Annotated in this window: 19 protein-coding genes and 1 pseudogene; 12 read left to right on the top strand and 8 right to left on the bottom strand. The window is 70.3% G+C overall.

Going from position 1 to position 19010, the window contains the following annotated elements:
- The first annotated feature begins 94 nt into the window (after window positions 1–94).
- Genes AB0I76_RS02085 through AB0I76_RS02075 form a run of 3 tightly spaced genes read left to right on the top strand, consistent with a single transcriptional unit; the run spans window position 95 to window position 4097 of the window.
- Window positions 95–1372 carry an MFS transporter gene (locus AB0I76_RS02085; protein ID WP_357028635.1) on the top strand — a complete coding sequence of 426 codons (1278 nt, stop codon included), beginning with the start codon at window positions 95–97 and terminating at the stop codon, window positions 1370–1372.
- Window positions 1373–1401: 29 nt separating this feature from the next.
- Window positions 1402–3222 carry a D-glycero-beta-D-manno-heptose 1-phosphate adenylyltransferase gene (gene rfaE2 / locus AB0I76_RS02080; protein WP_357028588.1) on the top strand — a complete coding sequence of 607 codons (1821 nt, stop codon included), beginning with the start codon at window positions 1402–1404 and terminating at the stop codon, window positions 3220–3222.
- Window positions 3219–4097 (top strand): glycosyltransferase family A protein, encoded by an 879-nt coding sequence (locus AB0I76_RS02075; protein ID WP_357028585.1) that lies wholly within the window; start codon window positions 3219–3221, stop codon window positions 4095–4097. Before rfaE2 ends, AB0I76_RS02075 begins: the two co-directional genes overlap by 4 nt.
- Before the next feature lie 11 nt (window positions 4098–4108).
- Here AB0I76_RS02075 and AB0I76_RS02070 read toward each other — a convergent pair whose 3' ends face one another.
- Genes AB0I76_RS02070 through AB0I76_RS02060 form a run of 3 tightly spaced genes read right to left on the bottom strand, consistent with a single transcriptional unit; the run spans window position 4109 to window position 6259 of the window.
- Window positions 4109–5212 carry a glycosyltransferase family 9 protein gene (locus AB0I76_RS02070; RefSeq protein ID WP_357028582.1) on the bottom strand — a complete coding sequence of 368 codons (1104 nt, stop codon included), beginning with the start codon at window positions 5210–5212 and terminating at the stop codon, window positions 4109–4111.
- 7 nt (window positions 5213–5219) lie between these two features.
- Entirely contained in the window at window positions 5220–5753 is a 534-nt protein-coding gene (locus AB0I76_RS02065; RefSeq protein WP_357028579.1) for an Hsp20/alpha crystallin family protein, read from the bottom strand.
- A complete protein-coding gene (locus AB0I76_RS02060; RefSeq protein WP_357028577.1) occupies window positions 5750–6259 on the bottom strand; it encodes a DUF2231 domain-containing protein in 510 nt (169 codons plus the stop codon). The genes AB0I76_RS02065 and AB0I76_RS02060 overlap by 4 nt, the downstream gene beginning before the upstream one ends.
- A gap of 155 nt (window positions 6260–6414) precedes the next feature.
- Here AB0I76_RS02060 and AB0I76_RS02055 point away from each other — a divergent pair, with 155 nt between their 5' ends.
- From AB0I76_RS02055 to AB0I76_RS02045, 3 genes and pseudogenes are all read left to right on the top strand, one after another.
- Window positions 6415–7026 (top strand): pyridoxamine 5'-phosphate oxidase family protein, encoded by a 612-nt coding sequence (locus AB0I76_RS02055; protein ID WP_357028574.1) that lies wholly within the window; start codon window positions 6415–6417, stop codon window positions 7024–7026.
- Window positions 7027–7135: 109 nt separating this feature from the next.
- A complete protein-coding gene (locus AB0I76_RS02050) occupies window positions 7136–7762 on the top strand; it encodes a hypothetical protein (RefSeq protein ID WP_357028571.1) in 627 nt (208 codons plus the stop codon).
- 154 nt (window positions 7763–7916) lie between these two features.
- A pseudogene (locus tag AB0I76_RS02045) lies at window positions 7917–8366 on the top strand (SRPBCC family protein); the annotation flags it as partial.
- A 368-nt stretch (window positions 8367–8734) separates the two neighbouring features.
- Here AB0I76_RS02045 and AB0I76_RS02040 read toward each other — a convergent pair.
- Together AB0I76_RS02040 and AB0I76_RS02035 are read right to left on the bottom strand one after the other, a co-directional pair.
- Entirely contained in the window at window positions 8735–9070 is a 336-nt protein-coding gene (locus AB0I76_RS02040; protein WP_357028568.1) for a nucleoside triphosphate pyrophosphohydrolase, read from the bottom strand.
- 34 nt (window positions 9071–9104) lie between these two features.
- A complete protein-coding gene (locus AB0I76_RS02035; protein ID WP_357028565.1) occupies window positions 9105–9509 on the bottom strand; it encodes a VOC family protein in 405 nt (134 codons plus the stop codon).
- A gap of 138 nt (window positions 9510–9647) precedes the next feature.
- Between AB0I76_RS02035 and AB0I76_RS02030 the strand changes: the two genes are divergently transcribed.
- Entirely contained in the window at window positions 9648–11804 is a 2157-nt protein-coding gene (locus AB0I76_RS02030; protein WP_357028562.1) for a glycogen debranching N-terminal domain-containing protein, read from the top strand.
- A gap of 26 nt (window positions 11805–11830) precedes the next feature.
- Here AB0I76_RS02030 and AB0I76_RS02025 read toward each other — a convergent pair whose 3' ends face one another.
- Window positions 11831–13003, bottom strand: coding sequence for a CapA family protein (locus tag AB0I76_RS02025; protein ID WP_357028559.1), 1173 nt, complete (start codon window positions 13001–13003; stop codon window positions 11831–11833).
- A 174-nt stretch (window positions 13004–13177) separates the two neighbouring features.
- Between AB0I76_RS02025 and AB0I76_RS02020 the strand changes: the two genes are divergently transcribed.
- On the top strand, window positions 13178–13615 hold the full coding sequence (locus AB0I76_RS02020) for a hypothetical protein (protein WP_357028557.1): 438 nt from the start codon (window positions 13178–13180) through the stop codon (window positions 13613–13615).
- Between the two features lie 106 nt (window positions 13616–13721).
- Here AB0I76_RS02020 and AB0I76_RS02015 read toward each other — a convergent pair whose 3' ends face one another.
- Window positions 13722–14168: a hypothetical protein gene (locus AB0I76_RS02015; RefSeq protein WP_357028554.1), complete on the bottom strand. Its 447-nt coding sequence runs from the start codon at window positions 14166–14168 to the stop codon at window positions 13722–13724.
- A 175-nt stretch (window positions 14169–14343) separates the two neighbouring features.
- On the opposite strand from AB0I76_RS02015, the gene AB0I76_RS02010 reads away from it, so the two are divergent.
- Window positions 14344–14988: a GNAT family protein gene (locus tag AB0I76_RS02010; protein WP_357028552.1), complete on the top strand. Its 645-nt coding sequence runs from the start codon at window positions 14344–14346 to the stop codon at window positions 14986–14988.
- A gap of 386 nt (window positions 14989–15374) precedes the next feature.
- Here the strand turns inward: AB0I76_RS02010 and AB0I76_RS02005 are convergent, their stop codons facing one another.
- Window positions 15375–16007 carry a hypothetical protein gene (locus AB0I76_RS02005; RefSeq protein ID WP_357028549.1) on the bottom strand — a complete coding sequence of 211 codons (633 nt, stop codon included), beginning with the start codon at window positions 16005–16007 and terminating at the stop codon, window positions 15375–15377.
- Window positions 16008–16431: 424 nt separating this feature from the next.
- Here AB0I76_RS02005 and AB0I76_RS02000 point away from each other — a divergent pair, with 424 nt between their 5' ends.
- The 3 genes from AB0I76_RS02000 to AB0I76_RS01990 are packed head-to-tail and all read left to right on the top strand — an operon-like array spanning window position 16432 to window position 17927.
- Complete coding sequence (locus AB0I76_RS02000; protein WP_357028546.1) at window positions 16432–16599, top strand: hypothetical protein; 168 nt, start codon at window positions 16432–16434, stop codon at window positions 16597–16599.
- A 9-nt stretch (window positions 16600–16608) separates the two neighbouring features.
- Window positions 16609–17382, top strand: a complete 774-nt coding sequence (locus AB0I76_RS01995; RefSeq protein ID WP_357028542.1) for a DUF6338 family protein — start codon at window positions 16609–16611, stop codon at window positions 17380–17382.
- The gene (locus AB0I76_RS01990; RefSeq protein ID WP_357028539.1) at window positions 17379–17927 is read left to right on the top strand and encodes a hypothetical protein; all 549 of its coding nucleotides are present in this window, start codon (window positions 17379–17381) and stop codon (window positions 17925–17927) included. Before AB0I76_RS01995 ends, AB0I76_RS01990 begins: the two co-directional genes overlap by 4 nt.
- The last annotated feature ends 1083 nt before the right edge of the window (window positions 17928–19010 follow it).

Genomic DNA, 19010 nt, shown 5'->3' with positions numbered 1-19010 from the left:
CGCCTTCTTTCCCTGCCGGTCGCGAACATGCGCGCACACCAGGAAAAACCCGTCGACAGGCCATCGGGTGTCGGCCAGCATGCCGTCCGTGGAGATGCTCCGCCGGATGGCGCTGGATGTCACCCCGCTCCGCACCTCGCGGGACTTCCGCCTCGTCTTCGCCGCCGCAGGAGTGTCCGGCTTCGGGTCCTTCATCACGTACGTCACCGTGCCGTACCAGGTGTACCAGCTCACCGGTGACCCCCTGCTGGTGGGGCTGCTCGGGGTCTGCGAACTCGTACCCCTGCTGGTGATGGCCTTCGTCGGCGGCGCGCTCGCCGACTTCCTGGACTGGCGGCTGCTGGTGCTCGGCGCGGAGGTCGGCTTCACGCTGCTCTGCGGCGTACTCCTGCTGAACGCCCTGGGGTCGGAGCCGCAGCTGTGGTTGCTCTACCTGGTGGCGGGCCTGACCGCGGCCCTCGACGGCCTGCAACGGCCGGCGCTGGAGGGCCTGACGCCGCGCGTGGTGACCCCCGACGAGATTCCCGCGGCGAGCGCCCTGAACTCGCTGCGCATGCAGATCGCGCAGCTCGGCGGGCCGGCCGTCGCCGGTGTGCTGATCGCCAGCGTCGACCTCGTCTGGGTGTACGCGATCGACCTGGCCACCTTCGCGTTCTCGCTGGTCTGCCTGGCGCTGGTCCGCGCGGTGCCACCGCCGCCGGCCGCCGACCGGCCGTCGCTGCGGTCGGTGGTGACCGGCATCCGGTACGCGCGCAGCCGCCCCGAACTGCTCGGCACCTACCTGGTGGACATCAACGCGATGTTCTTCGGCATGCCCCAGGCGCTCTACCCGTTCATGGCGGAGACGCTGGGCGGGCCGGCCGTGCTCGGCCTGCTCTACGCCGCCCCGGCGGTCGGTTCCCTGCTGGCCACGCTCGGCTCCGGCTGGACGGCGCGGGTACACCGGCACGGCCTGATGGTGGTTCTCGCCGCCGGCGCGTGGGGTCTGGCGATCGTCGGCTTCGGCCTCGTCGGCTCGCTCTGGGCGGCACTGTTCTTCCTCGTCCTGGCCGGCGCGGCGGATATGGTCTCCGGGCTCTTCCGGATGATCATCTGGAACCAGACCATCCCCGACCACCTGCGCGGACGGCTCGCCGGCATCGAGCTGCTCTCCTACTCGACCGGTCCGCTGCTCGGCCAGCTCCGCTCGGGACTGGTGGCCCGCACGCCGCTGGGCGTGCAGGGCTCGATCGTCTCCGGCGGCGTCCTCTGCGTCGTCGGCACCGTCGCCCTGGCAGCGGCCCTACCCGCGTTCCTCCGCTACGACGGCCGTCAGGGCCGGGCCCGCAAGGAAGCCGAGGACAGGGCCTGGGTCGAGGCAGCCCAGGTTTGACCCGCCGGACCTGGGGGACCCCGAAGGGCATGGCAGGAGCAGCAGCGGAACAGCGCCGGCTCGCCAGCGTCGTGGAGAGCTGGCTGGGGCGGCCCGTCCTGATCCTCGGTGACGCCATGCTCGACGAGTGGCGGTTCGCCGACTCCGACCGGCTCTGCCGGGAGGCGCCCGCACCCGTCCTCACCCTCCGCCGGCGGATCTCCGCCGCCGGGGGCGCCGCGAACACCGCGGTGAACGTGGCGGCGCTGGGCGGCCGTGCGGCGTTGGTCGCCCCGGTGGGCGCGGACGCCGCCGGGGACGAGCTGCACGACTGCCTGGACCGGGCCGGCGTCTGGGACCGCACGGTCGGCCTGCACGGCCGGCCCACCGCGGTGAAGCGCCGGATGCTCGCCGGAAACCAGATCCTGCTGCGGGAGGACTCCGGCGACCCGGACGACGCGCTCGACCACGAGGGTGTCGAACAACTGCTCGCCGCGCTGGACTGCGCCACCGAGGAACTGCGCGCCGCCAGCGGGGAGGCGCCGACCCTGGTCGTCTGCGACTACGGGCTGGGCGGGCTGCCCGCACCCGTCCGCACCTGGCTGGTGGACAACCGGGAGCGGTACGCGACGGTCGCGCTCGACGCCCACGACCTGGCCGACTGGCGGGGACTCGCGCCCACCGTGGTCACCCCGAGCTTCGCCGAGGCGACACGTCTGCTGGCCCGCGCCGCCGCCGACTCCCCGGCCCGGCCGGCCGGCGCCGACCTGCACCTGGACCACCCCGACGGCGACCCGTCCGACGGCCCGTCCGAGCTGACCGTTGGCGTCGCCCCCGGCGAGGGGACGGTCGGCGTGGCCTCCGACGGCGTGGCCGGCGGGATCTCGCGGCCCGGCGGCCCGACCCGGTTGGGGCCCACCGGTGAGCCGACACCCGGCGAGGACCGGGTCGCCATGACCGGGGACGGCCTCAGCGTCACCGGTACCGGCGTGACCGTGAACGCCGACGCGGGTGAGGGGGTCGACCGGGCGGTGCTCGCCGAGTCCCGCCTGGCGGAGCTGCGGGCGCACACCGGGGCCGAGGTCGTCGCGGTGACCCTGGACACCGACGGGGCGGTGGTCGGCGGGCCCGACGGCGAGCGCCGCCGCAGCCACAGCACCCCGGTCCCGGCGAGCCACGCGGTGGGTGCCGGGGACGCGTACCTGGCGGCGATGACGCTGGCGCTGGCTGCCGACGCGCCGCTGCCGACAGCCGCGCAGCTCGCCCAACTCGCCGCCACGATCACCGTCTCGGACACCGGCACCTGCGTGTGCCGCCGCGAGGACCTGCTCGCCGCGCTGGACGCCCCGCTCGACACCGCCGGCCGACCGGCCCTGGTCGGTGCCGCCGAGCTGGAGACCCTCGTCGAGGAGCACCGGAGCGCCGGCCGGTCGGTGGTGTTCACCAACGGCTGCTTCGACGTGCTGCACCGCGGTCACGTCCGCTACCTGGAGCAGGCGCGGGCGCTCGGTGACCTGCTGGTGGTGGCCGTCAACTCCGACGGGAGCGTACGCCGGCTCAAGGGCGCGGACCGGCCGGTGAACCCGGTCGAGGACCGGGTCGCCCTGCTGGCCGCCCTGGCCTGCGTCGACCACGTGGTGGTCTTCGAGGAGGACTCGCCGGCCCGCCTCATCGAGGTGGTCCGCCCCGACGTGTACGTCAAGGGCGGCGACTACCCGCCGGAGATGGTCCCCGAGGCCCCGCTGGTACGCCGGCTGGGTGGGCAGGTACGCACCCTGGGATACGTGCCGGACCGGTCCACCTCGGCGATCATCGAACGGATCCGGGCGCACGGCCAGGACGTCTCCTCCCCGGTGGCGGGTCAGGCGTGAACCGGCCGCTCGACCTCGGCCCCCCCGAGGACTTCCGCGTCGCGCGCCAGCTGGACGTGCTGATCCCGACCCGCAACCGGCCCGCCGAACTGGCGGTCACCCTCTCCGGGCTGGCCGCGCAGGAGGGCGTCGGGGACTTCGGGGTGGTGGTCAGCGACCAGTCCGACGGCGAGGCCGCGTACCGGCACCCGGCAGCGGCGACCATGGTCCGGGCGCTGCGCCACCGGGGACACCCGGTGCTGCTGACCCGCCGGCTGCCCCGGCGCGGACTGGCCGAGCACCGGGCCGCGCTGCTGGCCGCCTCCGCCGCCCGGTACGTCCTCTGCCTCGACGACGACGTCTGGCTCGAACCGGACACCCTGCGCCGGCTGGTCACGGCGATCGAGGAGCTGGGCTGCGGCTTCGTCGGCAACGCGGTGCACGGCCTGTCGTACGCCGACGACGTGCGGCCGGCGACGCACCGGCACTACGAGGAGTGGGACGGGCCGCCGACGCCGGAGCGGATCCGACCCGGTACGCCGGAGTGGGAGCGGGCGTCGATCCACCCGGCGGCGAACCTGCTGCACGTGACGCAGAAGCTCCGCCTGGCGCCGGGCGCGTGGCGCGCGTACAAGGTCTCCTGGATCGGCGGGTGTGTGCTGTACGACCGGGCGAAGCTGGTCGACTCGGGCGGGTTCGAGTTCTGGCGGCAGGTGCCGGACAACCACCAGGGCGAGGATGTCGCCGCCCAGCTCGCCGTGTTGGCGCGCCACGGCGGCGCCGGTGTCCTGCCCAGCGGCGCGTACCACCTGGAGTCGCCGACCACGGTCACCGAGCGCGACGTGGAGGCCTGGGAGGTCGTGCTCGCCGACGAGGACGCTCCGCAGCCGGCCTGACGCCGCACACCTCACGCGAGGAGTTCGCGGGCCGCTTCCAGCACCTCGACCAGCGGCACGTCGGTCACGAACGAGTCCCGGTGCGGGCACTCGCCGTCCCCCGGGCGGTGCGGGTAGATGCCGGGGGTGCAGTCCATACCGCACACCGGACAGTGGACGGTCCAGGAACTGATCGGGCGATGCCGGGCGCGCAGCGGGGTCGCGGTGTTGATGAGGTTGCCGACCCAGAAGATGCCGACGGTCGCCGTACCGACCGCGGCGGCCAGGTGCAGCGGGCCGGTGTCGTTCGATACCACCAGCTCACATCCGGCGTAGCAGCCAGCCAGCCCACCGAGACTGAGCGTGCCGACCTGGGGACGGACCGGCACCCCGGCCGCCTCCACCACCCGGTCCACCACCTCCCGCTCGGCGGGCGTGCCGGTGACCAGCACCTCGTACCCGTCGCCGTGCAGCTCGCGGGCCACCTCGCCGAAGCGCTCCGCCGGCCACCGGCGCCGGGTGTCGGTGGCGCCGGGGTGCAGCGCCACCCGGGGTCGCTCCGCCGGGCCCAGCACCCCGTCCGCCTCGGCCCGGTCGGCATCGGTCACCGCGAGCGTCGGCACGATCGTCGTGGCCGGGGCACCGACCAGCGCCGCCACCTCCAGGTAGCGGATCACCTCGTGCTGGTAGTAGACGTACCGGATCCAGCGGTCCAGCGGCGGCGCGTCCTCGGCGCGGAGGCCGGCGGTGATCCGCGCGCCGAGCCCGCTGACGACGGGGTTGGAGTTCGCCCCGCCGCCGTGCACCTGCAACGCCAGGTCGAAGCGTTCCTTGCGGGCCGCCGCCAGGAAGTCCTCCAGCGTCGACTCCGGCTCGCCGGGATCCGGCGCCCGGATCCCGGGCGCCGGCGGTACGACCAGGACACGGTCCACCGGGCCGGGCCGGTCGCGCCAGAGCTTCGCGTGCCAGGGCGCGCCGATCAGGACGATCTCCGCCTCCGGGTACGCGGCCCGCAGCGCGTCCAGCGTGGGCAGCACGAAGATGAAGTCACCGAGCGCGTTCGCGCGCAGCACCGCGATCCGTTCCACGTCGGGCACACGCTCGGCGGTCGGGCCGAGCAGGTTCGGGGTGACCACGTGTCCGTTACGGCCGGTCGGTCTCGATGGAGGTGTCCGGGTGGTGCAGTTCCCGGTCCGCGGCGGGGTCGATCACGTGCGGCGTACCCCCGGAGGTGCCCGTGTCGCGCGGTCCGGCACGGCCGACGGTGATGGTGCGCGGCGCGGGCCGGGACGCCCGGGGCAGGTGGACCCGCAGCAGACCGTGGTCCATCACCGCGTCGATGGCGTCGGGGTCGACGCGGGACGGCAGGTCGACCCGGTACTCGAAGCCCCGGGTCTCGAAGCCGCCCGGGATGCCGTGGTCGGCGTTGACCTCCGCCTCGGAGCGAGCACGGACGCACAGCTCCCGGTCGTCCAGCTCGACCGCCACCTCCTCCGGCGCCACGCCGGGCAGCCGGACGACGACCTGCCAGCCGTCGCCGGTCTCGCTGAGCTCCACGTCCGGCGGACCGGACCGTCCGCCCACCAGCCGGCTCAACTCGGACCGCAGGGACTGCAACTCGCCCATCGGGTCCCAGCCCTGCTGCCGGCCGCGCCAGCCCCTGCTCTGTTCGCTCATCGCTGCACCTCTCCGATCCGGTGGGTGGTCGCCGGCGGCCGCAGGGAACTGGGGGCGTCCAGGCCGGCCTCCCGGTCCACGCCGACACCGAGGCGGTCGACCAGTTCACCGCCGAGCCAGGCACCGACGCCGAGGATGGCCAGCGCGACCACCTCGATAGCGATCAGCGCGCCGCCGGCCGCCCGCGAGTCGGCGTTGAGCCTGACCACCCAGACCGCGGCGAAAAGCAGGATCACCGCGACGTTGGCCGCCGCGTGGGTGAGCGCCACCCGCTTCGCGCGGGTGCCGGTCGGGATGGCCAGCAGGTCGAACGTCCCGGCCACCGCGGCCAGCAGGCCGACGGCGAGACCGACGGTGATGTTCCAGTACGCGACCTCGCCGAGGAAGTCCGGCCCGCCCACGGTGTCGACGACGTCGAAGAGCACCGCGGTGACGAGCAGGCCGACCGGGAACATCACCAGCATCGGGTGGACCGGGTGGCCCAGCACCTTGAGTCGGCTCTCCATGACCGGGCCTCCACTGCTCGTGTTCCGCCGGCGGGTCGGGTGAGGCGGTACCCCCGGCACCCGGGGACAAACCTCGCGCTGGTGGCGCCCGCCTAGGCTGGCGAACGGTGGCTCTCCGCCACCGGGGTCAACGGTCGGGGGAGGAACACGTAACGGTGGAGATCACGACACACGAGGAACTGCGCGAGCTGCTCGGTACGCCGGGGCCGCGCGCCGCCGCGAAGGAACGCACCCGGCTGCACGAACGGGACCGGCAGTGGCTGGCCGCATCGCCGTTCTGCCTGGTCGCGACCGCCGGTACGGACGGCACCTGCGACGTCTCCCCCAAGGGCGACCCGCCCGGCTTCACCCTGGTGCTGGACGACACGACCGTCGCCATTCCCGAACGACCGGGCAACAAGCGGGCGGACGGCTACCGCAACATCCTGGATAACCCGCACGTCGGGCTGCTCTTCCTGATTCCCGGCCGCACCGACACCCTGCGGATCAACGGCCGCGCCCGCCTGGTCCGGGACGCGCCGTTCTTCGACGACATGGTGGTGAAGGGCCACCGGCCGGTCCTCGCGGTGGTCGTGGAGATCGAGCAGGTCTTCTACCACTGCGCGAAGGCGTTTCTCCGTTCGGAGCTGTGGCGGCCGGAGACCTGGGCCCCGGACGTCCTGCCCACCCGGGCGCGTCTCATCAAGGAGGTCGAGGCGCCGGCCGAGAGCCTGGAGGACCTGGAACGGCACTACGGCCCGGAGTACGTCAAGAAGATCTACGTCTGACCAGCGCCACGTTTGAGTCCCCGCCTCGGGGTACTGGTTTCTTCCGACGGCCCGCCGCGCCTCGCGGCGCCATCCCCTGGACACGGGTCGAAGGAAGGACGTGCCTCCCATGCCCACGCGAAACAGCTCGGGATCGACCGCGACCAAGAACCCGCCGGGCAACCAGACCCCCAACACGCCCGACATCAACGAGAGTGAGATCGCCCGGCTCAAGGTCGACGAGCTGCGTGACCGGCTCCGCTCCCGGGGCGTCACGGACACGGCCGACATGAAGAAGGACGACCTGGTCAATGCCCTGATCAAGGCCATGAAGGGCAGCTCGCGCGCCACGGGCGGCTCCGGCGCGTCCGGCTCCTCCGGCGGCGGTGTCCGGACCGGCTCCCACACGTCCAGCTCGGTCAGGTACTCGCAGGAGATCACCTCCGTCGACGACGAGGCGGAGCGGCCGGGCCGCAGCCTGGTCACCACCGACCACGACGTCATCCGGCAGTGGGCCGAGGCGCGCAAGGGCGTGCCCTGCACCGTGGACGGGACCGAGCACGACGGCCACGCGGGCGTGCTGCGCTTCGACTTCCCGGCCGGCGGCCGGGAGGACCGACTGCGCGAGATCAGCTGGGAGGACTGGTTCGACGCCTTCGACCGGCGTCGCCTGAACTTCATCTACCAGGAGGAGCGCTCCGACGGTAAGCAGAGCAACTTCTTCCGCCTGGAGAGCCCCGACCGCGAGGACGGCTGACCTCATCTCGTACGTCGAACAGGCCCGGACCAGCACCCGCTGGTCCGGGCCTGTTCCGGTCCGCACTGGACGGTCGTGAAGTTCCTGGTTGGGTGCCCTCGTCGAGGGTAGGAGTTCTGGTGACAGAGGTTCGACCTGACGAGAGGATTTGCCCATGACCACCAAGGTCGAGAAGTCCATCGAGGTCCAGGTCCCGGTCAGCACCGCGTACAACCAGTGGACGCAGTTTGAGGAGTTCCCCCGCTTCATGGGGGGCGTCCGGGAGGTCCGGCAGCTCGACGACAAGCGCATGCACTGGGTTGCCGAGATCGCGGGCGTGCAGCGCGAGTGGGACGCGACCGTCCTGGAGCAGGTGCCCGACACGAAGGTCGCCTGGGCGGCCACCGAGGGCGCGACCAACGCCGGTGCCGTCTACTTCTCCCCGGTCGGCGTGGACCGCACCATGGTGCGGCTGCACCTGGAGTACGAGCCGGAGGGCCTGGTCGAGAAGGCCGGCGACAAGCTGAACATCGTCGAGAAGCAGGCCGAGTCCGACCTGAGGAAGTTCAAGTCCTTCATCGAGAGCCGGGGTGCCGAGACCGGATCCTGGCGCGGCACCATCGACAGCGGTGTCGGCGTCGGCACGCCGGGCGTCGAGGACGCCGCGGCCACCCGGGGTGACAGCGGCAAGGCCGGCGTGTCCGGCAAGGCCGTGGCCGCCGGTGCCGCGGTGGCCGGAGCGGCGGCGGCTGGTGCCGCAGCGGCCGTGAAGCACCGCTCCGGTAGCGACGAGGACGACGAGCCGACCACCACCACGACCGAGACGGAGTACGTCGTCACCGACGTCCCGGAGAGCGGCGTCGGCTACACCGGCGCCCCCGACCCGCGGCGCGGCCTCTGACAGGCCGCTGCGCGTCCCCTGTCCAGGGCCCGGCCGGCCCCGCGCGTCCTTCGTCGACGTGGCGGGCCCGCCGGGCCCTCGCGCGTCCGCCGTCAGCGGACCTCCTCCAACCACACCCGCTCGGAGAAGCCGCCACGCGCGGCCTTCTTCTCCCGCGCCGTTCGCGTCACGTCCTCCTCCGTGAAGCCGTACGCGGTGGTCAGCGCGGACAGCACCTCGTGCACGTCGGCCAACTCCTCCAGCCGCTCCTCCGGCTCGGCGAGCCCCAGCTCGGTGGCCTCCTCGTGCAGCTTGGCGAGCAGCGCGGGCACCAGCTCGGCGGCGGTCAGCACCCGGGTCACCGGGACGCGGCCGGCGGCCTCGACGATCTCCGGTATGCGGTCCCGGACGAGCTTCCGGTGGACGACGGCCTCCCGTTCGACACTCATCCGGCCATCCTGCCCGGCACCTCCGACACCGCCGTCAGGCCGCGTCCGCCCGGACCGTCCACAGGTGCCCGTCCGGGTCGACGAAGCTGCCCTCGTACCCCCAGGGTTTGTGCCCCGGCTCGGTGACCGCGCGCGCCCCCGCGGCACGCGCCTGGCCGACCAGCTCGTCGGCGTCGCCCTGGGTGCCCACGGTCAGGGCGAGCAGGCACTCGCTCCGGTCGGGGCCTGCGATCTCGCGGTCACCGATCACCCACCCGAAGCCCTCGGCCGGGATCAGCATGAGGCGCAGGCCGGGATTGACCTGGAACTGCAACGGCTCCGGAACGCCGTCCTCCGCCGGCTCGCCGATCGCGACGAGGCCGAGGGCGGCCTGGTAGAAGCGGTACGAAGTGGAGCGATCGGCGATGGGCAGGGCGACGACGACGGGCGCGTACTCCACGGGGCTACCTCCGGCGGTTGGCGTGGATGACGGATCACCAGATTCGACCGGCCAGAGCCCCGGAAGTCACCGCTGAGCGAGGATTTCGTCCGATGGGGGTGAGGCGTCCTCGTCCGGTCAGCGCCTAGCGTGCCCGGTATGACGCAGATTCGTCCCACTCCGGCGGATCCCCGGCCCTGGGAGCCCCGTGACCCCGACCAGCGGGTGGCGGAGGCTCGGGCGATGCCACCGGAACTCGGGGACAATTCGGTGGCCCTGGTGAACGGGTCGACGTTCATGTACTCGGCGCCCAACGGGGACGTGCCGCCGGGCAGCATCGGCGGTCTGGTACACCTGGACACGCGGCTGCTGAACCGGTGGGTGCTGCGGATCAACGGTGCACCGATGCTGGTGCTGCGCTCGGCCGTGGCCGATCCGTACTCGGCGCAGTTCTTCACCACGAATTCGGCGGAATCGGGCCTGCGGGAGCAGACAGTCGCCGCCCGGCGACTTCGATACCTCGGTGACGGACTGCACGAACGCCTCGAGATCACCTGCTACTGCACCGGGCCGGTCACCCTGGAGGTCCGGTTGGAGACGGGGAACGACTTCGCCGATCTCATGGAGATCAAGTCCCAGGTGCTCGACCGGTCCGACCAGATCACGCGGCACCACTCCCCGGACGGCTCGCGGCTGGCCTTCCGCTACGAGCACGACGCGTTCACCTCCCAGACCGACGTCCAGGTCACACCGCGGCCGGACCGCCTGGACGGGGACGACGTGGTCTGGGTCGTCGAAGTCGCTCCGCACACGACCTGGCGCGCCGACATACACGTGCCGCTTCCGCCCGGAACGGAGATGCCGAACCGGGTCAGCGGGGACATGGCCGACGTCTTCCACCACCGGGCCGAGGACCCGAACGCGCAATGGGAGGCACAGGTGTCCCGGCTGCGCAGCGAGCACTCCCTGCTGGAGCGGGTGCTGGCACGGACCCGCGCCGACCTCACCGCGATGCGGTTGGAGATGGAGATCAACGGCCAGCAGGTCAGCCTGCCGGCGGCCGGACTACCGTGGTTTCTCACCCTGTTCGGCCGGGACACGCTCATCACCGCCTACCAGTCGTTGACCGCCGGCCCGCGTCTGGCCAAGGGTGCCCTCCTCGCGCTGGCGAGCCTGCAGGGCCGTCGGTGCGACGACTTCAGTGACGAGGAGCCGGGCAAGATCCTGCACGAGGTGCGCAGCGGCGAGCTGACCCGTCGCGGCATGAAGCCGTACGACCCCTACTACGGCACCGCCGACGCGACGCAGCTCTGGCTGATCCTGCTGTCGGAGTACTGGCGGTGGACCCGTGACGACGACCTGGTCCGCTCGCTCAGGGACAACGCCCTGGCCGCCCTGAGGTGGATCGACACCTACGGCGACCGGGACGGGGACGGTTACGTGGAGTACGCCACCAGATCCAGTGAGGGCCTCGGCAACCAGTGCTGGCGCGACTCCTGGGACGGGGTCCGGTTCGCCGACGGCCGCCTGCCCGTACTGCCCATCGCGACCTCCGAGATCCAGGGCTACACCTATGACGCGAAGCTGCGTCTCGCCGAGCTCGCCGACGGCCCACTGGCCGATCCCGGCCTCGCCCGCCGGCTGCGCGACGACGCGGCCCGCCTGTTCGAGGCCTTCAACCGCGACTACTGGATCGACGACCGTGGCGGCTACTACGCGGTCGGCCTGGACGGGGACAAGACGCCCATCGACTCGATGACGTCGAACATGGGCCACCTGCTGTGGAGCGGCATCGTGCCCGAGGATCGGGCTGCTGCGGTGGTCACTCAGCTCATGTCGCCGGCCATGTTCTCCGGCTGGGGCATTCGCACGCTGTCCGCGGAGGATCGGCCCTACAATCCCATCGGCTATCACCTCGGCACCGTCTGGCCGCACGACAACGCGATCGCGATCGCCGGCCTCACCCGGTACGGCTACCGTGCGGAGGCCAACCGGGTCGCGCTGGCCCTGCTCGACGTCGCCGCCCAGTTCGACCACCGGCTGCCCGAGGCGTTGGCCGGCTACCCCCGGGACCGGTCGTTCTTCGCGGTGCCCTACCCGACGGCCTGCAGTCCGCAGGCCTGGGCCAGCGGGGCGCCGCTCACCGTGGCCCAGACCCTGCTCGGACTGCAGCCCGCCGACGGCCAACTCCTGCTCGACCCGCGGATCCCCGACGAGATCGGACGTGTCACCGTCAGCCGGGTGAACGCCTTCGGTCGGTTCTGGGACATCGAGGCCGCCGGTACCACCGGCAGCGTCCGGCCCTCCACCGACTGAGGCTCCGACCTCGGTGCGCGGATGCGTCAGTAGGGTGCCCGCAGGCCCGCCGCGAGCGCTCCCCGCATGTCCACGTAGTCCATGATCCGCTTGTGGATCCGGGCGTAGTCGGCCCGTCGCCAGGCGGGCAGCCGGGGATCCGCGGAGGCGGCGACGAGGTCGATCACCCGGGCCGCCGGCCGGTACTCCATCCACGTCGGCAGCACGGTCACCTCGACCACCTCCCACCTCCCCGCCGCGGTACGGCGGAACGTGAACTCCGGGACCACCGCGTCCTGCGTGTTCTCCGGCGAGTCGTCGCCGAACCGGGTCGTCAGGTTGCCCATCCCGTAGGCGACCCACTTCGCGCCGATCTTCTCGAAGGGCTGCACCACGTGGGCGTGGTGGCCGACGATCAGGTCGATCTCGGGTGCGGCCAGCAGTTGCCGGGCGAGGTCGTGCTGGTCACCGTTCGGCTCGTTCCGGTACTCGGTTCCCCAGTGCATGGAGAGGATGACGATCTCCGCTCCGGCCGCGCGGGCCCGCCGGGCCTCGGCGAGGATGGCGTCCCGGTCGATCCGGTTGGCGGCCCATGGCCGGCCGGCGGGCAACTCGATGTCGTTGAAACTGAGGGTGTACGACAACTGGCCGACCTTCACCCCCGCCACGTCGAGGATGTTCGGTCGGGCGGCCTCCGCGGCGCTCCGGGCCGTGCCGGTGTGGCGGAGTCCGACCCGGTCCAGGTTGTCCAGCGTACGGGCGATGCCCGCCACCCCGGTGTCCAGTGAGTGGTTGGAGGCGGTGGAGCAGGTGTCGAAGCCGGCCCAGGCTGCGGCGTCGGCGAGTTGGGGCGGCACGCTGAAGGCCGGCCATCCGGTGAACGGCCCGTCGGGCTCCGCCAGCGGGGTCTCCATGTGACAGATGGCGAGATCGGCGGCACTGACCCGGTTCCGGACCGCCGCGAGCACCTGCGTGAAGTCGTGGCCGTCCCGTCCGCTGCGCCGCGCGTCGGCCGCGGCCTGCTCGGTGAGCGCCGGGTGGACCAGCAGGTCACCCGCCGCCACGACGGTCAGCTCCGTCCTGGGTGTGGGCGCGGCGGCCGCGGTCGCCGTCGCGGTCGCTCCGGGCGTGATCGGCCCTGGGGGCTGACTGGCCTCTGGCGCATCGCAGGCGGCGAGCGCCAGAACCACGAAGAGCGCTATACCGGCTTTTGCCTTCATAGCGGACATACTGCTTGCCGGTGCGGCGTCGGGTGGGGCGAATGCCGAAAGGGCCGAGGTGGCCGGTCCCGATCCGATCAGGAATCGAGAAGCCTCCCGGGTTCCGTCAGTCCTAGCCTTCTCTCAGTTGGCCGGCAGCACGCCGAGCCTTGAGCGTCGAGAGGCAGGTCCGAGATGACCACGAAGCAGTCTGACGGCTTCACCGCCGAAGAGCGTGCCGCGATGAAGGAGCGCGCCGCCGAGCTGCGCGCCGAGGGCAAGAAGGGCGCAAAGAAGGCCGACGGACTACAGGCGGTCCTCGACCGGATCGCGCAGATGGCGCCGGAGGATCGTGAGCTCGCCGAGCGCGTGCACGTGACGGTGACCGCCAACGCCCCGGACCTGTCGCCGAAGACCTGGTACGGGATGCCCGCCTACGCGAACGCGGACGGCAAGATCGTCGTCTTCTTCCAGGACTCGGGCAAGTTCAACTACCGGTACTCGACCCTGGGCTTCCAGGACACGGCCAACCTCGACGACGGGGACATGTGGCCGGCGTCGTACGCGCTCCAGAGGTGGAGCCCCGCGGTGGAGAAGAGGGTCGCCGAGTTGGTCAAGGCCGCGGTCTCCTGACCGTTGTTCGATTCAACAGGTCGCCACGTGCGGCTCGACCAGTCGCTTCGCCTCCTCCGCGTCCGTCTCGGTGAGGAGGACGCCCAGAGCGGCACCTGCGGATTAGCTAGGCTTCATGGGCGCGCTGCTCACGCCATCCGATTGCCGCACCGGCGGCCGCCGCAACGGCGAATACGGGCGTCATGAGGATGGGCAACACATAGCCGAAACCTTCGAGCCCGTCGCCCCAGCCGCCCTCGACATAGCGATCGACCACGACTGCGGGCAGGGCGAACTGAGGCCCGACAGCTGCGATGACGGCAACAACCGCCAGCTTCGGGTAGCGGCGGGATGCCAGGTACACCGGCACGAAGAGAAGGAACCCCGCCAGCCACCATGTGGGTTCCGCGAATTCGGTGTGGTAGGAGCTGCCCCCCAGGTGAGTGACGCCGCTGGCGGTCTGCAGAGCCAGCACGACCAACGTGGTGGAGATGAGGAGGACGCACAGTAGCGCCCGTCCTGCCGGGACGAAGTTGGACCGTTCCCGCTGCCGCGCTGGTCTCTCCTCGTCCATCACAGGATCATCGCCGTAGCGGGGAGACTCGTCCAGCCCCGCCCTGCCTGCTCGACCGCACCTACGAAGAGCACCGGAATCGGCGCAGGTAAAGAAGCGGCGGAATCGAGAACGGCGCGGACAGCGCCCAGGGAAACCGGATGCGGCGGCGGGGCGGGCTAACTACCGTCCGGGCGTGGCCCACACCTATCCCCCGCTGAACGTCGAGGTCCGCACGCCACGCCTTACGCTGGCCGGCGCGTCCGACGAACTGCTGGAACGTCTCGTGCCGCTCGTGCGGGCCGGGGTCGCCGACGCCGAGCCGTGGCCGTTCGACGACCCGATCTCGTTCTACGCCGACAGCCCCGAACGCGAATGGCAGTGGCTACGCGGTATCTGGGCCGGCCGCGGCCGCGTGAGCGCGGATTCGTGGCGGCTGTACTTCGCCGTGCTCGTCGACGGCGAACCGGTCGGCATGCAGGATCTCATCGGAACGAACTTCACGCGGTTCGGCACGGTGTCCAGCTTCTCGTGGCTGGCCCCCGGCAGCCGCGGACAGGGGCTCGGCAAGGAGATGCGCGCGGCGATCCTGCAACTGGCCTTCGCAGGGCTGGGCGCACGCGAAGCCGGCAGCGACGCCTTCGTCGACAACGAGGCGTCCAACCGCGTCTCTCGTGCCCTGGGCTACGAATCGAACGGCACGGACTGGGACACCCGCCGCGGCGAACCCGCGCGGATCCAGCGGTGGCGGCTCACTCGGGATGCGTGGGAACGGATCCGCCGAGGCGACATCGAGCTGACCGGCGTCGAGGAGTGCCTGCCCGTCCTGGGGATCAGCTAACGGAGCGCGATCACCACTTGGGGACCGGCGGGCCCGGCGGGGGTGTGATCGACCTCGGGAAATGGCGAAGCCCAGGTCTCTGACCTGGGCTTCTGTGCCGAGCCGCCTGACGGAATCGAACCGTCGACCTACGCATTACGAGATCAAGTTACCCACCCTGGTCTACCTGGCCCGAAGGCACTTGGCCTGCGAAAACGGCTCTCGACATCTCTCACTGTTGGCCACCGAGGTTCGACCTCTTGAGGACTGGATGAGGACTGATGCAGTGCACCTTCTGATCCGTAGCCTCGGCGAATCCGTCCTAGGCGGTTCGTCACCGGCTTCCGTCAGTGGCCAGGCGCCCGCCAGCATCCGTGCCCGTGCCCAACAGTCCGGTGCCGTTGCTGTCACCCCTTGCTGTCAGTCGTCGTGGTTGGGGACGGCATGGTGTCGGCCGGCTCGTTGCCCGGTCCCGCATCACCTGGCCCCGCTTGCCTTGGAAGCATCCGAGTGGGCTCCTCCTCGTCACCGCGTTCGGCTAGTGGAGGCAGCGACGAAACCAGCGCCGCGTATTTGGCGCGCACACGATCAATATCGCGAACATTGCGATAGTTGCGATACGCAGTGTAGAGAATGGTGAAAATTGCTACAGAAATGACGAACCATATGGTGCTTGATATGGCGTCGCCTAAGTACATCGGGAAGCGAAGGCGGTCCAACGTCCCCTGGCTCGCTAGTTCCACCAACCAGAGGCTGTTGTTCCCCGCACCGACAGCATTCCCGACGATGGACGCGACGCTCTCAATTAGCCAAACAAGCACAACCCGCGAGACCAGGTACATCGAAAAGGCTTGCTTATCAGCGTGCCATGATTCGATTCTCTCAAGTTCCCTCTTCAGTTCCAGATGTCGCCGGATGCCAGCCTTGCTGCTCCGATGCGCCAGACGCTGCTTGATCCACTCGGTTGCGAACGGTGACAGAATGGAGAGCGGAATTGACAATAGGGCACCGAGCAGTACGTACCGTAGTTCGGTGTTCACACGTAAATTTATTGCTCTGCTACGGACAGGGGTCAATCGGGCAATAGATTGATTGACTCGTGGGCCACGATCCTGTATCGACAGCTCTCTCCGCCCTGCTCGCATAGAGGCGTACCGCAAGAGCCGCCCAAGGTGCCAGCATGCCGAATGGCACGGCAACCAAGGGCCGTCACGGGGGCACCCAGCCTCGCGCGCGCGTCGTAGACTCTGCGGCAGCAGGCTTGGGTAGAGGGCTGTAAATCCGTCGCGAAAGCTACAGAGGTTCGAATCCTCTACCCGCCACCAGGGAACGGCAAGGCCTCTGACCTGCGAAAACGCAAGTTAGGGGCCATTGTCGTTTCTCGCTGTTGTTGACCTTGCTTGCCCTTGGCTGCCCGTTCGATCGGGCACGCAGGGGGCACGCCGATCCCACCGGAGGAGCGGTATGCCTAACGACGACGAGATCATCCGGCTCGTGCAGGAGCGCGACAACCGGACGCAGGAGTACAGCGAGCGGGGCGGAAGCAAGATGGCCGCCGCCGCCGACACGCCGCCGCGGCCGTCGTCTCCGCCACCGCCTCCGCCGCCGTCCGGTGGTCAGCAAGACGACTAGGGCTAGCGCGTGCTGCCGTCCTCGCTGATCGGTCTCGTGCTGTTCCTGGTCCTACTCGCCCCAGGATTCGTGTACGTGCTGCGGCACGAGAAGCACGTAGCCGGCCGGCCCTTCTCCGCGTTCCGGGAGACACTGCGGGTCGTCTTCGTCAGCGTCGCATGCCTCTTACTTACGGGGCTGATCTTCACGTGGATGCGGTGGGCGTGGCCCGAGCGCACTCTGAACGTCCGAGGGCTGGTCCGGGACCCAGCAGAATTCGCCCGTGATCACCACGTCGAGCTCGCCTGGTGGTCCCTTGCCTTCATCTCGGCCGCGACCTTCGTGGCGGCTGTTGCCGCGGATCGTCGCGTCGTAGCGGGTGTCCGCTGGCTGGCAGCTCGGCGCCCCGTCCGGTGGCTTTCGGGATCAACCAGCACTCAGATCCGTCCCACCTCGCAGTGGGCCAGGGTGTTCGACCTCTATGAAGAGGACGACCCAGGACCGGTGCTGGTTGGGCTTCAGCTAGATGATGGGAGCTACCTGCGGGGCCGGCTCTGGGTGTTCAACCCTGCCTTTGAAGAGAACGAAGATCGGGAGCTGGTTCTCTCCCAGCCCTTAACCTTGACGCCGGCGAGGGGCCCCGAGCGTCCCTACCAGTCGCAGTTCGCAATTGTCTCCGCTCGCCACATCGTCAGGATGGACGTGGACCACCTGCCTAAGGGCTTCCGGTTCGATGGGCGCCCTGTCGGCGAGCAGGAAGCGGAGGGCCTTCCGCCGTCTGGTGAGAACAGTGCGGAGCAATGAGGCCTGAGATCCCTTGGGACAAGGTGGAATGGGGGACTGTGCCAGCTGGCGTCGGCTCGATCCTGACCGGCGTCTCCCTGCTCATCGCTGCCTTGGCTTACCGTCACGCGCGAGCTGATGCCCGGAAGAGTCAAGCCAAGCAGGTGTCTGCTTGGCTGGAAGGACTCGACAGCCGCAAAGGGTCGGTGCGCCTGGCTGCCAGGAACGCGAGCGACCTGCCCGTCTACCAGCTGACCATTCGCTCCGATGGCGTAGAGATCATCGACACGAAGTACCTTGCCGTGTTGGGGCCGGACGGCGATTGGGAGTCGAGTCAGGGTTACATGTACCTCGCACTTATTCAGGCATGGAAGAAGGCCGGGCCGGTTCCATACGCGGCCCAACCATCCATCTCCTTCCGAGACGCCGCAGGCCGCTGTTGGGAGCGGACGAGCGATGGTCGCCTGAAAGCCCGCAGATCTTGGTTGCACCAGCGGCGGTGGAAGAGGGAGTTCGCTGAGAAGATGGCGCCGCCCGCTGCGGTCGACCTTGACGACGATGACTAGAGCGGATCTCCTCGTCGGGCAGTCGGCAGACGTCCAGCCTCCCCGGACGGGGACAAGGTTAAGCGCCCTACCGGACGAGTCTCAATGACGGTTGTCAAGCGTCGGCCTGGACGCCAGCGACCGGACGGCCTGGGGTTTAGAAGAAGATCGCGGATGGCTGGTGGCGTGGGTGCGTCCCTGGTCAGCCTGTCCGTCGTCGTCCGTTGGTGTCGGCGCTTGGCGGCGGTCTTGGCTGTACCGATGGCTGTACAGTTGATCTATGGCGGCGGCTGAGAGAGGGAACACCGGGCGCTTCCGCGATCCGAGGTATTGGCTGGGCGGCTTGGCTGCTGGCGAGGTCTTCGTCCGCTGCCCACGCTGTGCAGAACGTGCCTCGGTCCTTCCTTGTCCCGAGGAACTGGCCGACGGTACTCGGCATGATGTTTGGCTGCGTCGTCGGCTTAGTTGTCTCGGGTGTGCGTACACGGACCTCTGGGAGGCTCCTCGCCTCGCAAACAACGCGCGCGCTTTCCCTGAGTTCTTGGGCCCGAATGACCCCTACTTCGGCCTGCCACTGTGGTTGTCGACCGAGTGCCGTGGGCGTGTGCTCTGGGCGTACAACGCAGAGCACCTGAACCTGCTGGAGGCGTACGTGTCCGCTGGGTTGCGGGAACGCGGCCAGCACATGGGAAGCCAGACCCTTGTTGAGCGCTTGCCAGCGTGGATCAAGGATGGCAGGCACCGCGCCGGGGTGCTGGACGCAATAGGGCAGCTTCGGGCGCTACTTGCCTGACCGCCGGCCAACGGCAGAAGTTGCAACAGCGATGGTGCGGCAGTGGTAGAGCGGATCTCCTCGTCGGGCAGTCTCCGACCTTCCAGCATCCCCGGACGGGGACAAGGTGGAGCGCCTCACCAGCCGAACGACCTTGGCCCCGCCCGGGGAGGCTGGTAGCCCTTGTGGTGCCCGGCGAGGGGATCCGCGGCTGATCTCTGAGGAGGGCCGGGGTTCGGGGCAGAGCCCCGAGGTCTTCAAAGGTCTGTCGTCAGCGTGGCCGGCCGGCCCGGCCGATGCCGGCCGGAGGTCGCCAGCAGGCCGGGGCCGGG

This window comes from Micromonospora sp. NPDC049799, from assembly GCF_040656655.1.
Classification (GTDB): Bacteria; Actinomycetota; Actinomycetes; order Mycobacteriales; family Micromonosporaceae; genus Micromonospora.
The sequence above is the reverse complement of the archived record's forward strand: the minus strand, read 5'-3'. Positions and strand labels throughout refer to the sequence as shown.